Source organism: Flavobacterium kingsejongi (assembly GCF_003076475.1).
Lineage (GTDB): Bacteria > Bacteroidota > Bacteroidia > Flavobacteriales > Flavobacteriaceae > Flavobacterium > Flavobacterium kingsejongi.
In genome coordinates, this window is the sequence record NZ_CP020919.1 from 3,373,511 (window position 1) to 3,387,939 (window position 14,429).

A 14,429-nucleotide genomic window follows, 5' to 3' on the forward strand; every position below is an offset into this window, starting at 1 on the left:
AGGAATCAAATTTAAATATATAATTTATGAACTTTAATAATTTTACCATAAAATCTCAGGAAGCTTTACAAAAGGCACAACAGATTGCCCAAAATTTTGGTCATCAGCAGATCGAAAATGAGCATATCGTAAAAGCTATTTTTGAAGTTGATGAGAATGTTACGCCTTTCCTACTTAAAAAATTAAACGTAAATATAGGACTGTTCCAACAAATTCTGGACAGTACATTACAAAGCTTCCCTAAAGTATCCGGAGGCGATATTATGCTTTCCCGTGATGCTTCGGCGACGTTAAATGAAGCCAGCACTATTGCTATGAAGATGAATGATGAATTCGTTTCGATTGAGCATTTATTACTGGCCATATTCAAATCAAAAAGTAAAGTCGCACAAATCCTGAAAGATCAGGGTGTGACTGAAAAAGGGCTAAAAGCCGCAATTGAAGAATTACGCAAAGGCGAAAGGGTAACCTCAGCTTCTGCAGAAGAAAATTACAATTCGCTGAATAAGTTTGCCAAAAACCTGAACCAACTGGCGAAGGACGGAAAACTGGATCCGGTAATTGGGCGTGATGAAGAAATCAGGAGGGTTTTACAAATCCTTTCCCGACGTACTAAAAATAACCCGATGCTGGTGGGAGAACCCGGAGTGGGTAAAACTGCTATCGCAGAAGGATTGGCCCACAGGATTGTAGACGGTGATGTGCCTGAAAACCTGAAGGACAAAATTGTCTTTTCACTGGACATGGGGGCATTAATTGCCGGAGCCAAGTACAAAGGTGAATTTGAGGAACGATTGAAATCGGTAGTGAAAGAGGTTACGAATGCCAATGGCGATATCGTACTTTTTATCGATGAGATCCATACCCTTGTTGGAGCCGGTGGTGGTGAAGGTGCTATGGACGCTGCCAACATACTGAAACCTGCCTTAGCGAGAGGTGAATTAAGAGCTATTGGTGCGACTACCCTGGATGAATACCAAAAGTATTTTGAAAATGACAAAGCATTAGAGCGTCGATTCCAGAAAATCCTTGTGGATGAGCCCGATACCGAAAGTGCGATCTCTATCTTACGTGGAATTAAGGAAAAATATGAGACCCATCACCAGGTGCGAATTAAAGATGATGCAATTATTGCTGCGGTAGAACTTTCGCAACGCTATATTACCAATCGTTTCCTACCGGACAAAGCGATTGACCTGATGGACGAAGCCGCTTCCAAACTCCGAATGGAAATCAACTCCAAACCGGAAGAACTGGACGTCCTTGACCGTAAGATCATGCAACTCGAAATCGAGATTGAAGCGATCAAACGGGAAGATGACGAACCGAAATTGAAATCTTTGGGAATTGAATTGGCCAACCTGAAAGAGGATCGGAACGAGATTTATGCCAAATGGAAAAGCGAAAAGGATGTGGTAGACCAAATCCAGGCAGCAAAAACAGGCATTGAAAATTATAAAATAGAAGCCGAAAAAGCAGAACGTGAGGGCGATTACGGTAAAGTAGCCGAACTCCGTTACGGAAAAATAAAAGAAGCACAGGAACAACTGGATGAATTACAGAAAAACCTGGCTGCTAACGAGGGACACTCCCTTATCAAAGAAGAAGTAACGCGTGAAGATATCGCTGAAGTAGTAGCTAAATGGACCGGAATTCCAGTCATGAAAATGCTACAGGGCGAGCGTGAAAAATTGCTGCATCTGGAAGAAGAGCTCCACAAAAGGGTTGTTGGACAGGAAGAAGCGATTGAGGCAGTAAGTGATGCCGTACGAAGAAGCCGTGCAGGATTACAGGATATAAAGAAACCTATTGGTTCATTCCTATTCCTGGGAACTACCGGAGTCGGAAAAACAGAATTGGCAAAAGCACTGGCCTCTTATCTTTTTGATGATGAAAGTGCTATGACCCGTATTGATATGAGTGAGTATCAGGAACGTCACAGTGTGAGCCGCCTTGTAGGCGCACCTCCGGGATATGTTGGTTATGATGAAGGTGGTCAGTTGACAGAAGCCGTTCGTAGAAAACCATATTCTGTAGTGTTACTGGATGAAATCGAAAAAGCGCATCCCGATACTTTTAATATCTTATTGCAGGTATTGGATGAAGGCCGCCTGACTGATAATAAAGGACGATTGGCTGATTTTAAGAATACAATCATCATTATGACTTCCAATATGGGAAGCCAGATCATACAAGAGAAATTTGACAACATGAAAGGTAGCGTAGAAGCTGCAATTGAGCTGGCCAAGGTTGAAGTGCTCGCATTACTAAAACAAACCGTACGTCCGGAATTTATCAACAGGATTGACGACATCGTAATGTTCACTCCGCTGAACCAGGATAATATTAAAGAAATCGTTGGCCTGCAACTAAAATCAATTACTAAAATGCTGGCATTACAGAGCATCACGCTCGACGCCACACCAGAAGCAATTGAATATTTAGCCAAAAAAGGATATGACCCGCAATTTGGAGCACGTCCTGTGAAAAGAGTAGTACAAAAAGAGGTTCTAAACGAACTTTCCAAGGAGATTTTATCCGGGAAAGTTACCACAGAAAGCATTATCCTATTGGATAGTTTCGATGGGAAACTCGTTTTTAGGAATCAGACCGATCTTGTAAAAGAAGAACGTCTATAAGATTTTTATTTGGTTGGTTTGGTTTATCACCGGAAGGCATCAGTTTCGAAAGAAGTTGGTGCCTTTCACCATTTATAGCAGTCTCAAAGTAAAAAAGTCGCTACTCCTCTTTCACTACGATAATGGTGGCTTTAAATCCCGTGGCCAGGTTCCACTGGTCACCCGAAATCAGGTTGCCTTTATCATCCCGAACCTGAAATTCGGCAGTATTAGGCCCGGAAGTTCCCTGATTCAGTGCTTCAAATACAATTTTATTGAATCCAGGTACCAATTCCAGGTCAAATCCCTGAAAATCGCTATCCAGTGCTACAACATCTTTGATGACAACATCATTTACATAGATTTTTATTAAATCACCATCAACTGCTCCAAAGTCCCTGTATTTCACCTTGATGGACTTGGTTTTACTCTTAAAGTCACCCAGGTATTGATTCCTGCGGTATTCTTTGGAGTCATCCCCTTCTCCTTTTGGTAAACTATTCTGTAACTTGTCTTCATACATTATTCCGGAACTCACCATTGTATTATTTTGCAACATAACATTGTCATTCTTTTTGCCAATCTGGTAGGTTCCTAATGAGGGCTGCGGTTTTGTTGCCCCGCCAAACAACGACGGAGTATTGGATGTAGTGGTTGGCGGTGTTGTAGTAGCAGGCTTAGCCGTGCTTTTTATAGGCGGAATGGACAGGGATTTCGTTCCTGTATCAAACTGTGCCGATGCCTGAAAGACTGCACAAAGAAGTATAATTGCTGAAAATATAAGTTTCATAACTGTTTTAATTTTAACTGAATTAAAAATTCAAGCCTAAAATAGACAAAAAAAATGGGCTTGCAGGGGGCTATATTTTAAAAGAGCCAGTATTAACACCGCTTTCACATTCACAAAGCTATTTGGTTTGTACTGTGAAGAATAGCATTTTTTATGCCGTAAAGATAAAATTTGAAATTTGTTTTCACCCAGGTTTTCAACATTAATATATTCTTAAAAATACTATTCCTACCGGGTAAGTTCCCTTAGAACTGTTTATCTTTACATAACACTTTAACAAATTTACCTCATTTTATGCTATTAGAAACCAAGATCCCTTTTACTTACCTCTTCAATAAAGTTAAAAAAGATATCCTCAGGGTTTTCATCATCTCGATTATCTTTCATACCGTCAAGCATTTTTATGCCCCATATCTTCCTAAAATTCCGATTACATTACCTACCGTTTTAGGAACCACCATCTCACTCCTGCTAGCTTTTCGTCTGAACCAGGCGTATGACCGTTGGTGGGAAGCCCGTAAAATATGGGGATCAATTGTAAATGACTCCCGTAGCCTTATATTACAATTAAAAGGTTTTGTGAAAGATACTTCTTTCAGGGACGACAATATTAAAGCACTGTATAAAAATATCGCTTACCGTCAGATCGGCTGGGGCTATTGCCTGGGGCAATCGTTGCGAAAAGACCACAATGCGATTGATGATATTGAATGTTTTGTGGCCGGAGAGGACATGCTGGAAATGCGTCGCCATAACAACAAGCCGTTGTTTTTAATTATGAAACATTATAAAGACCTTAAAGAATTGCACAACCAGGATGCCATCAACGACTTCCAGGAAGTACAGCTCAATGCAACGATGGTACGACTTGTTGACTCTATGGGAGCCGCCGAACGTATTAAAAACACGGTATTCCCTTCGACGTACAGCCAGTTTATCCATTTTTTCATTTACCTGTTCCTGACATTGCTATCCATTTCATTGGTAGAAAGTATGGGACTGTTTGAAATACCAACACTAATGCTTTTTGCTTCGACATTTTTCTTGGTGGAGAAATCCTCCCGACACATGCAAAACCCTTTTCAGAATAAACCTACCGACACGGCAATGACTTCTATTGCCCGTACGATAGAAATCAATATTAGGGAAATTCTAAAAGAAGATCCTGATACCATTCCTGAACCTATTAAAGCCAACGGTTTTTACATCATGTAATCCCGATATTTTCCTTTTCGGTTCGCAGCGGAATGCAACTATACTACCTAAATACAAGACTATGATGACTGAAATAGAACGTGCCGACCTAGAGAAGGCCAAATATTACCTTGAAAATCCCGGGATTGCTTCCCAACTTACAAGCCTTATCGGTACTCCAATCGAAAAAGGGATTAGTATGCTACCCGAGAACTGGAACAGTAAAGTCGCCGATGTGGTAAATAAAGCCTTGTTGAAATCCAGCGAGATTGCCATATTCAGCATGAAAGATCCCAGTGCTAAAAAATCGTCTGATTACCTGCACAAGGTATCTGTTGCCATTACAGGAGGCCTTGGCGGATTCTTTGGTATTGCTGCCCTTGCGGTAGAATTGCCCATTACCACAACACTGATGATGCGCTCTATTGCCGATATTGCCCGTAGTGAAGGGGAAAACCTGAGTGACCTGCAAACAAAACTCGCCTGTATTGAAGTCTTTGCCCTTGGCGGAACTTCCGCTACTGATGATGCTGCCGAAGCGGGTTATTTTGCCGTTCGTGCCGCACTCAGCCGTACGCTTTCAGGATCGGCCCGGCAAATTTTGGAAAAAGGAATTACCGAGCAAGGTTCACCGTTATTGATGCGTTTTATTGCCAAAGCAGCCGAACGCTTCAGTATCCAGATCACGGAAAAAGCAGCAGCACAGGCCATTCCAATTATTGGAGCAGCTGGTGGTGCGATCATTAATACCGTTTTTATCAATCATTTCCAAAATATGGCCCGTGGTCATTTTATCGTGCGCCGCCTCGAACGTAAATACGGACCGGAAACCGTTGCCCACGAATATGCCATTGCATAACATCAATCTATTAGATTGGTGCTTTATTATCTAAAGTCTGTATCAACGCCATCCACCACCCAGGCTACGGTATAAATCCACTACGGCCTGTAATTGCTGTAACCGATCGCTGATACTGCTTAATTGTGCTGCCAGAAGGCTTTGCTCAGAAGTCAGTACATCTGTATAATTCGTATTTGCAGTATATTTTAGTAAGGCTTTGGTATAATCCACCGATTTCTGCAAAAACAAAAGCTGTTGGGTACGTATCGTTATTTTTTCCGAAGCCGCTTCATAATCATACAACGCATTTGATACTTCATTACCTGCGGTCAGCAAAGTCTTTTTGAGGGTCGCTAAATATTCCTGTTGCTGCGCTTTGGCAATTTCCAATCGTTGTTTATTCAGCCCTTTATTAAAAATAGGCTGAGTGAGTCCACCGATGATATTTCCGAATAACGTAGAAGTATTGAAAAAATCAGATAACTTTTCGTCTGATAATCCTCCTTGTGCCGTAATTGTAAGGGACGGGTAAAAGTACGTTTTCGCAGTATTAATCATTTCAAAATAATACCGCAGCTGGTATTCTGCTTCCTGCACTGCAAATTCCGGTTATATTGATCACCCCATTCCGTTTTAAAGTGAGCACCTGATTCCAGTTCAAAATGACCACCTAATTCCGGTGCAAAGTGAGCACCTCCGTTTTGATTAAAAACTATATTTTTTCATCTGTTAATTAGTATTCAAATATAATAAAATATCACTCTTTGTTTATTCCTCTTTTCTTTCTCATGGATTCTCCATGTAATTCAAGCCTATGAGATTGGTGTATAAGTCTGTCTAATATTGCATCGGCTATCGTTTTTTCTCCAATTATATCATACCAGCCTTGAACTGGTATTTGTGATGTCACGATTATAGAGCCGTTATTATGCCTGTCCTCTATGATCTCTAAAAGAGTAATTCGGTTATGGCTGTCAAGTGCCTGGAGTCCAAAATCATCAAGTATTATAACATCCTGTCTTTGTATTTTGGTAAGTTCCCGTAGATAAGTACCATCTGCTTTAGCCATTTTTAGTCTAGCGAACAATTTTGAGGTATTAAAATAACTTACCTTAAAACCCTGTATACAGGCTTGATAACCTAATGCAGTACCTAAATAACTTTTACCGACACCGGTGCTTCCAGTGATTAAAATGTTTTCGTTTTTCTCTATAAATTCGCATTCTGCCAGACGCAGTACCATGTTTCGGTCCAGGTTACGTGATACATCAAAATTGATACTTTCAATATTTGATTTGTAATGGAATTTGGCATTAGTGATACTTCGTTCAATACGACGATTGTACCTTTCATCCCATTCTGCATCAATAATCATCGATACAAACTGGTCAAGGGTATAATGATCTGTTTTCCCGCTTTCAATGGCTGTTTTAAAAGCATTAAACATGCCATAAAGCTTCATTTGTTTCATTTTGGTTACTGTGGATTCATTCATTTTTTCAAGATTTAATTTAGTTATAATAGTGTTTTCCTCTTATGTTACTGTGATCGGGAAGTTCCTGCTCAGGTTCTTGATCAAAATCAATATGATCCAAGTTGTTTTCTAAAATGTTTTGTATGGTCTTAAAATTGTAAATTTTAAAATCAAGTGCCCGCCTGCAGGCATTTATTAATCGCTGTCTGCCTACCTTTTTTTCAAAATTCAGTATTCCTAAACAGCTTTTATAAGCCTGTTCTGGATGATTTCTGCTTTCGATTATCTGCATTATATATTCTCCTACTGACTCATCAATATTATTAGCCCATTCAATGAAGCGGGCAGCACTCCATTGGGCTACAAATTGATGTGTACTGGCTAAATGCTCAGGAGTTGTTGTATAGACATAAGGTTTGTAGTTTCTTGGATGTACAGCTATTCGATTGTATTTATAATAAATCTCTACTGTTGATTTGGTATATAACAGCTTGGCTTTCTTCTTTACATATTGATACGGAACGCTGTAATAGTTTTTGTCCTGGCTTAATTGAACATGACCGTTTTGCATTACTGTTGCAAAAGACTGGTATTTAATTTCAAAACGATCTTGTGGGAGTGGACGCAGTTTTTCTTTCTCGTCTTCTAAAAATAATTCAAAGCGGGAATAAGGGCGTCCTGTCAGTTTTCTGTTATTGTGAGAGTCAAGTAAATCCCAGATCTGCTGGTTTAATTCTTCCAGAGAAAAGAACTTAGTTTCTTTTATGGTTACATAAATCCTTCGATATAATATCTTAACAGCTCCTTCAACTAGTGACTTGTCTCTGGGCCTGTAAGCTCTGGCAGGTAAAATTGTGGTTTCGTAATGTTCTGCTAAATCAGCCAGGGTTTCATTGATTGTCGGTTCAAAACGACTGCTTTTTATTACGGCAGATTTTAAATTATCTGGAACAATGGCGGCAGGAGTGCCTTCAAAAAAGCGCATGGCATTTTCTACCGAGTCAACAAAGTTTTCCTTTTGCTGGCTCATGGAAGCTTCAGCATACGTGTATTGGCTAGCGCCCAATATTGCTACAAAAAATTGTACTTCTTTGACTTCTCCAGTATCTATATCAATAATTGAGAGTGTCTTTCCGGCATAATCAACATACATTTTATCACCAGCCTTATGGTTCATATGCATGACCGGATTAACTCGTTTGCCCCATATATTGTAATGATAATGAAATTGTGAAGTTCGATAACCATCAGGATTTACAGCAATATATTGTTCCCACATATGCTGTACGGTAACGCCAACTTTTTTTAGTTCACGTTCCATTTTAGGAAAAAAATCATAAAGTGTCTGTAATCTCGGGCTAATGGCCTCTACACTAGTCTGGGAGAATAAAAGTTCCAGCTCTGCATCGGTTTTTTGGTCGATTAATTCAAAGCTTAATTCGAGAACTTCAAATAAAGAAATATATTTCTTTACCGTATTTCTTGAAAGGGATAAGTAGCTACTTATAAATAACTTACTCTTTCCATTACAATAGAATTTAATTACTTTTCTAATTTTACTCATGTCTGTTATTTTGTTTGCCATAATCCGTAAATTTTTAACGAATGTATGGTTCTAACAACATGAAAAAATCAATAGTTTTTAATACTTAATTCACCACAAAACTTGGTGGTCAATTTGCTCCGGAATTAGGTGGTCAGTTTGCTCCGGAACGGGTGGTCAATTTACTCCGGAATTAGGTGGTCAAATTGACCGGTTTTTCCAATTACCAATTTGGTTACGCAATAAAATTAATTAAGGAGCAGTCGTCCTTAAACGTAATGTCTTTTTTTGGAATTGTTTGGCTTGATATGTCAAATGGATGCACCTACGGGCAATAGATAATTTTACAGTTAAATCTTATTTTCGATAAAAAAAAGCCGAACAGTATACTTAAATTTTTTTATTATCTACGCAATTATTTTATTAGATAGTTGACAGTCGTCTATTGTACAATTGTCTACTAAATGCGATTTTGGCTATATGGAAGATGTTAGAATAAAATTTGGCGCAAAAATAAAAGCATTAAGAATCTCAAAGGGATATTCTCAAGAAAAACTTGCTGAACTCGCTGATTTAGACAGAACTTACATTCCTGGTATAGAAAGTGGAAAGCGAAATGTTTCAATTATTGTAATAGAGAAAATAGCAAAAGCTTTTCAACTTACCATCTCTGATTTGACAAACAGCTTATAAGCATTGAATCGTATTGTCAAATTTTGGGACATATTCTGCATTTTAGCCACATTTAATCTAATAAAAATTCAATGTCATTAAATCCATTACTAGAAGAATTAAAAAAGCTGAGGGATTCGTCAAAGTACGCTGTGGCGCAAGGTGCTTATTCAAATTTAAATGAATTTAAAAAGTATCTACATGTTGAGCGAGACGTTGAGAAAAAATTAAAAAAAATCATCTCAAAAGCAAGTGAAAAAGATGATGCTCAATTATTGCTTGTTTGTGGCAATGTTGGTGATGGAAAATCACATATACTTTCGCATCTGCATGATGAGCTTAAAAGTGTTATCTCACAATTTAGAATTCATAATGATGCAACAGAATCGCATAACCCTAATGAATCTTCCAATGAAACGCTTTATAAATTATTACACGGATTTAAGGATGAGAATATAACTGCTTCAAAAGACAAAATTATTCTGGCAATCAATTTAGGTACTTTAAGTAAGTTTATTGAAGAATTTGGTGAAGAATTTAAAATCTTAAAAAACTATATTTCATCAAGTAAAATATTAGATACAGATTTAATTCATGATGATGAATTTGATAGCAAAAGCAATTTTCACCATGTGAATTTTACTGATTATCATATGTATTCACTGACTGAAAATGGGCCTACCTCTAAAGTCATTTCTACCCTACTTGAAAAAATAGTTGCTACTAATGAAGCAAACGCAATACATAAAGCCTACCTGGAGTATAAAGTTATTAATTCGAACAAAGTATGTTGTCCAATACTATACAATTATGAATTTCTATTTAGTGAAAACAACAGAAATATCATATCACAACTGATAGTAAAATCCATAATTAAAAGTAAAGAAATAGTATCAATCCGTACTTTATTAAACTTTGTATATGATATAATTGTCCCAGTTGATCTATCTGTTTTTAATGAAGCTGATTATTTCAAAGTAATCGAAAGAATGAATGGTCCTCAATATATTTCAAATTTAATTCCTAACTATTTATTTGAGCATCCGGAGCTTTCCAGTTTATTTGAAAAAATTGAGAGTTTGGACCCTTGTCTTCATAGAGATGCTGCTACCGATGATGTATTATTAACCTTGATAAATGCAGAGAATGCACTTGATGTTTTTTCAAAGCATATTGAAAAAACATATTTGGAGAAAATTGAACCAAAACTAATAAAGGTAACAATTTCAAAACCTGACCTCTCTCGATTCTTTATGAGGTTAAACTATTTTAGTAACTACTTTGAAAAAGATTATTTGAAAGACACTGATTATAATGAGTATTTAGTTTGGCTCTTCCATTATAACAATCATAACCCTATTTACATTAAAAAGATATATAACCTTGTTGAAAATGCGGCCAGGAATTGGAATGGGGATCCAAAAGCAGATGATAAAGTAGTTATTAATGTTGGAAAAAAACAAACTCAATATAGAGTATTTAAAGATTTTGAAGTCATTCCAGATGTGAATCCGTTAAAAGAAAAAAAGGATTCCTTAGTTAATAAATTTACACAAGAATTTTCTTTATCCTTTAAAATAAATAATGAAAGAGAAACCATAAGGGTTCATGTCGATTTCAGTTTGTTTAAAATACTGAAAATGATTTCGCAAGGATATAGGCCTAATAAAAAAGACAACAATAACTATGTTTATTTTGTTAATTCTATCAATATTTTAATCAATCAGAACAACAATAAAGCGGCATTGTATATTGACGAAGTTAACATTGGAAAACCGGTTGATTACAAATTTTCCAAAGACGCTTTTAGCGGCTATAAATTCCAAGTGATATGATGCAAATAGAATTAAATAAATCCGGATCAAACAGTCTTGAAAAAAGATATTTTAAAAACAAAACTTTTAGTCATGTCACTGGAAATCAAATAAGATTATTGCCATTTAAAACGAATCCCAGTGGTGATACTTTTACTGAAGATTTTAAATCCTTTCAAGGTATTATTGGTGAATTATTTAGAATTTTAAATAACAAATCACAGGTTGAATTGAAACAAACTGATAGTTCTTTCAAGATTGAGCTTAAAGAAATTATTGTAAAAAAAGCCATTTCTAAAGTCGAAACTCAAAATATTGAGGAATTAAAAAACATGCTTTCCAAAATATTCTTTGATGAAGAAAATGGATTAATAAAATTCAACATTAAGACTCTTTCTTATATGAATTTTATAAATTCTAATAACGCCATAAAAGAAGTTTCAAAATTTATTTTTGATATTTTTTTAAATGACAATTTTGATCCAAATAGTTTAGATCAGGATACAAATCATGAAAACATATTACATCAATTAATACTTCAATGTTTACCTGAACTATCAGTTTTAACATCTAAATCAAAGGGTTTAACATATCATAATTTATTTCCAGAGATAAAGGAGCGGTTTGTAGAGGACTTTGCATTTTTAGCAAAAAATAGTTCTTTTCTATTAAAACACGTTGAAGACTTTTTTAAATATTATTATTTTCATTATTTAAGCCAGTTAATACTTCGTTTTAATGATTTTGGTATTGCAAAAGCAAGAATAAAACCTATCTATTACACAATGGATTGGGAAACTATATCAGAAACCAGATTACTAAGTCATACAGTTGGTTGGAAGCAATTAAACAAATCTTCAGAATCTGTTTTTGCACATGTAAACACTATAGAATTGTTAAATTATATCTATGTTGATGAAAAACCAGTTGAAGACTATCAAAACATTATAAATATTTGCAACAGCTTTAGTCCTGATGAAAAAGAGAAATTTCAAGATTGTTTAAATGAATTAATCATTTTTTACACAGAAAATATTACTGTTTTTGATACAGGAAAAAACTGGGCAGATTGTGACCGTTTATTAGAACTTGATCTATTTTATAACAATCTTTCAGATAATATCCTTAAGGGTATTTATTCACTTTGGTTTAAAATAAAATATCAATTTGAAAACTCGTCCAGGAGTAAACCTTATGGCGACTATTCAAAGTGGTACTCCCAGTTTGGAAAAGTAAATTATACTAAGTTCAGAGGTAGATTAGGTAATACAACGGTTTTATCACAAGAACTTTTATTGTTCTTAACAAGAATATGCATCGGAAGCGAAGATAAGATCCGATTAAAAACATTGTGGGATAAATTAAAAGACAGAGGAATTGTCTTTGATGAAACGACAAAATTGGAAATTACCAAATTGTTTGAAAAAATTAATTTAATTGAGAAAAAAAGTGATAGCGGAGATGCACAATACGTCAAGTCAACTATATAAATATGTTTCGAATTTAATAATCGGATATTTTAAATCCCAGAAAATCCAACCTGGGGACCGTTTCAATCTATATCTGGAAGACAAGGAAAATATTGAATTTCTTTATGAGTCGTTGGAACATACTTCAACGGTAACTATTCAACCATTTTCATATACTCATCCTGAAGGAGGTGAAGCTTACACTACTTGTTGTCTATTAATTGGCGATACTAAAGTAATTATAGCTTCCAGTACTTTTGCGTCTGAGGATTACTTTACCATGCTTAGAAATAAAGTAGCTGACCAAAATGATCTTTTTGAAGGAACTGCTATTCTAATTTTATTTAGCGGAAAATTGGATAGTTTGCTAGGCGGCAGTAGTAGTTTAATTAAAGAAGGAATGCCTTTGCATTATTCAAGATTTAAAAATCAAATTGAATATGATATTGAAAATAGTGCTACCTTAAAAAAGTACGAGAAGCAAATTTTAAAATCTGTATTAGATAGAAAAACAAAAAGTGTTGTTGAAGATAATAACTCTATTTTTGATTATGAACAAGTCATTAATTCACTGCAAAAAGGCACAATTGATTTAAAAGATTATCGGTTTTTAGGGCTTTTCCCGCAAGAAGAATTAGGCAGTAAACATGGAGACCTTTCAAAAGATTTGACTAGTAACTTTAGTCTTTATGAAAAATTTGAAAATATTTTTTTAAACGGTAATCCTGCTTCAGATTTAGAACAAGATTTACCGAGTACCGCGCTTACCAGAATTATAAAAGAGGACTGGCATGACTTTGATTATTCGGAAATAGTTAAATGGATGGATAAGGAGAAAGAGAAAGCGCCACCTGTATTTCAAAATATTGAAGGGGACAATTTACTTCAAACCATATGGTACAATACCGATGGTGATTCAGCATCTAAAAAGAGGAATGTAAACATTATTGTGTTTAATCCTCCATTGGAACTTCCATTCAAAATAAATGTAAAATATGATCAATTTATAAAAAAAGAAGGCCTTAGCATTAAGCTAGGTTCAAAAAACATTAGTGCAACTAATAGCGGATTTAGTGTCGTTTTAGAGTTTAAAGAATTTGATGCTCAGAACTTATTTACTTTGATTGAGTACAAAGATTCTGAAACAGATAAAAAATATGTAATTAAGATATTGCACCTACCATTTAAGCCAGATATTATTTCGCAATTTGAAGGAAACTTTCAGTTAAACATACAAAAATCGAACTCTTACCTCCAAATAAAGGAAAGTTCATCATTAGTTTTTAATCCTGATGGTGAAATACCTATTACAGAACTTTTAAGTTTGAACAAAACTTTTCAAATAAAAGAAGATAATAAATTAATAATAAACAACGATTATTCACTGGCTCAAGAAGATCTAATTCATTTTAAAATAGAATTATTTGACGTTATAATACCTATTGCTTTCAAGACAGATTTTGAGGCACCAAAACCAATTTCTGGACTTGATGTATGGAAAGAAAAAAGAGTTAATTGCCTTGATTTTAAGTACAAAAAAGAAGGGAATATAATTAAGTTGCTGTTTAAAAATAATGAAAAAACAGTTAGTGGTGAATTTAGAAATAATTTGATTCAGGAAGAACAGATTATAAATTCTGAAGGATATTCCTGGCTCTTAGGAAATGAAAATAGCATTTCAATTAATGACTTGGAGTTAAGTGATGACATGAAATTAGCTTTTAATAAACTCAAAGCTTATTACAAAACTAAAGAAACCCAGCCTAGTTTAGTATACCTGAATGAGGAACTGAAGCAAATTGCATTAGAATATGTTAGCTGCTTCATAATGCAGTTGGAACAGTTAGAGGAAAACAAGCCGTTAACCTATAAACAAAAAAATCTTTTATGGTTAGGGGTGGTTAAGGTGGAAAAACCGGTCAATTTGACCACCTAATTCCGGAGTAAATTGACCACCCGTTCCGGAGCAAACTGACCACCTAATTCCGGAGCAAATTGACCACCAAGTTTTGTG

General features: G+C 35.6%; 11 protein-coding genes. 7 read left to right on the forward strand and 4 right to left on the reverse strand.

Going from position 1 to position 14,429, the window contains the following annotated elements:
- The first annotated feature begins 26 nt into the window (after positions 1-26).
- Positions 27-2,639 (forward strand): ATP-dependent chaperone ClpB, encoded by a 2,613-nt coding sequence (clpB, locus tag FK004_RS15165; RefSeq protein WP_108738015.1) that lies wholly within the window; start codon positions 27-29, stop codon positions 2,637-2,639.
- Positions 2,640-2,739: 100 nt separating this feature from the next.
- Here the strand turns inward: clpB and FK004_RS15170 are convergent, their stop codons facing one another.
- Positions 2,740-3,408 (reverse strand): hypothetical protein, encoded by a 669-nt coding sequence (locus tag FK004_RS15170; protein ID WP_108738016.1) that lies wholly within the window; start codon positions 3,406-3,408, stop codon positions 2,740-2,742.
- Positions 3,409-3,702: 294 nt separating this feature from the next.
- On the opposite strand from FK004_RS15170, the gene FK004_RS15175 reads away from it, so the two are divergent.
- Both FK004_RS15175 and FK004_RS15180 read left to right on the forward strand, forming a co-directional pair.
- Positions 3,703-4,623, forward strand: a complete 921-nt coding sequence (locus tag FK004_RS15175) for a bestrophin family protein (RefSeq protein WP_108738017.1) — start codon at positions 3,703-3,705, stop codon at positions 4,621-4,623.
- Positions 4,624-4,684: 61 nt separating this feature from the next.
- Positions 4,685-5,461, forward strand: a complete 777-nt coding sequence (locus FK004_RS15180) for an EcsC family protein (RefSeq protein ID WP_108738018.1) — start codon at positions 4,685-4,687, stop codon at positions 5,459-5,461.
- A gap of 42 nt (positions 5,462-5,503) precedes the next feature.
- Here FK004_RS15180 and FK004_RS15185 read toward each other — a convergent pair whose 3' ends face one another.
- From FK004_RS15185 to istA, 3 genes are all read right to left on the reverse strand, one after another.
- Entirely contained in the window at positions 5,504-6,040 is a 537-nt protein-coding gene (locus FK004_RS15185) for a TolC family protein (RefSeq protein ID WP_227871621.1), read from the reverse strand.
- Between the two features lie 160 nt (positions 6,041-6,200).
- The gene (gene istB / locus FK004_RS15190; protein WP_056251131.1) at positions 6,201-6,938 is read right to left on the reverse strand and encodes an IS21-like element helper ATPase IstB; all 738 of its coding nucleotides are present in this window, start codon (positions 6,936-6,938) and stop codon (positions 6,201-6,203) included.
- A gap of 16 nt (positions 6,939-6,954) precedes the next feature.
- Positions 6,955-8,502: an IS21 family transposase gene (gene istA / locus FK004_RS15195; RefSeq protein WP_108735486.1), complete on the reverse strand. Its 1,548-nt coding sequence runs from the start codon at positions 8,500-8,502 to the stop codon at positions 6,955-6,957.
- A gap of 438 nt (positions 8,503-8,940) precedes the next feature.
- Between istA and FK004_RS15200 the strand changes: the two genes are divergently transcribed.
- The 4 genes from FK004_RS15200 (at position 8,941) to FK004_RS15215 (ending at position 14,351) form a co-directional block, all read left to right on the forward strand.
- Positions 8,941-9,153 carry a helix-turn-helix domain-containing protein gene (locus FK004_RS15200; RefSeq protein ID WP_108738019.1) on the forward strand — a complete coding sequence of 71 codons (213 nt, stop codon included), beginning with the start codon at positions 8,941-8,943 and terminating at the stop codon, positions 9,151-9,153.
- 71 nt (positions 9,154-9,224) lie between these two features.
- The gene (gene dptF, locus FK004_RS15205) at positions 9,225-10,967 is read left to right on the forward strand and encodes a DNA phosphorothioation-dependent restriction protein DptF (protein WP_108738020.1); all 1,743 of its coding nucleotides are present in this window, start codon (positions 9,225-9,227) and stop codon (positions 10,965-10,967) included.
- Positions 10,964-12,436: a DNA phosphorothioation-dependent restriction protein DptG gene (gene dptG / locus FK004_RS15210; RefSeq protein ID WP_108738021.1), complete on the forward strand. Its 1,473-nt coding sequence runs from the start codon at positions 10,964-10,966 to the stop codon at positions 12,434-12,436. The genes dptF and dptG overlap by 4 nt, the downstream gene beginning before the upstream one ends.
- Positions 12,384-14,351: a hypothetical protein gene (locus FK004_RS15215; protein ID WP_157956126.1), complete on the forward strand. Its 1,968-nt coding sequence runs from the start codon at positions 12,384-12,386 to the stop codon at positions 14,349-14,351. The genes dptG and FK004_RS15215 overlap by 53 nt, the downstream gene beginning before the upstream one ends.
- Positions 14,352-14,429 lie beyond the last annotated feature (78 nt).

Coding starts and splice junctions, on each gene's coding strand:
- FK004_RS15200 (WP_108738019.1), top strand. CDS start 8,941: ATGGAAGATGTTAGAATAAAATTTGGCGCAAAAATAAAAGCATTAAGA.
- dptG (WP_108738021.1), top strand. CDS start 10,964: ATGATGCAAATAGAATTAAATAAATCCGGATCAAACAGTCTTGAAAAA.
- FK004_RS15170 (WP_108738016.1), bottom strand. CDS start 3,408: ATGAAACTTATATTTTCAGCAATTATACTTCTTTGTGCAGTCTTTCAG.
- FK004_RS15175 (WP_108738017.1), top strand. CDS start 3,703: ATGCTATTAGAAACCAAGATCCCTTTTACTTACCTCTTCAATAAAGTT.
- istA (WP_108735486.1), bottom strand. CDS start 8,502: ATGGCAAACAAAATAACAGACATGAGTAAAATTAGAAAAGTAATTAAA.
- FK004_RS15180 (WP_108738018.1), top strand. CDS start 4,685: ATGATGACTGAAATAGAACGTGCCGACCTAGAGAAGGCCAAATATTAC.
- dptF (WP_108738020.1), top strand. CDS start 9,225: ATGTCATTAAATCCATTACTAGAAGAATTAAAAAAGCTGAGGGATTCG.
- clpB (WP_108738015.1), top strand. CDS start 27: ATGAACTTTAATAATTTTACCATAAAATCTCAGGAAGCTTTACAAAAG.
- istB (WP_056251131.1), bottom strand. CDS start 6,938: ATGAATGAATCCACAGTAACCAAAATGAAACAAATGAAGCTTTATGGC.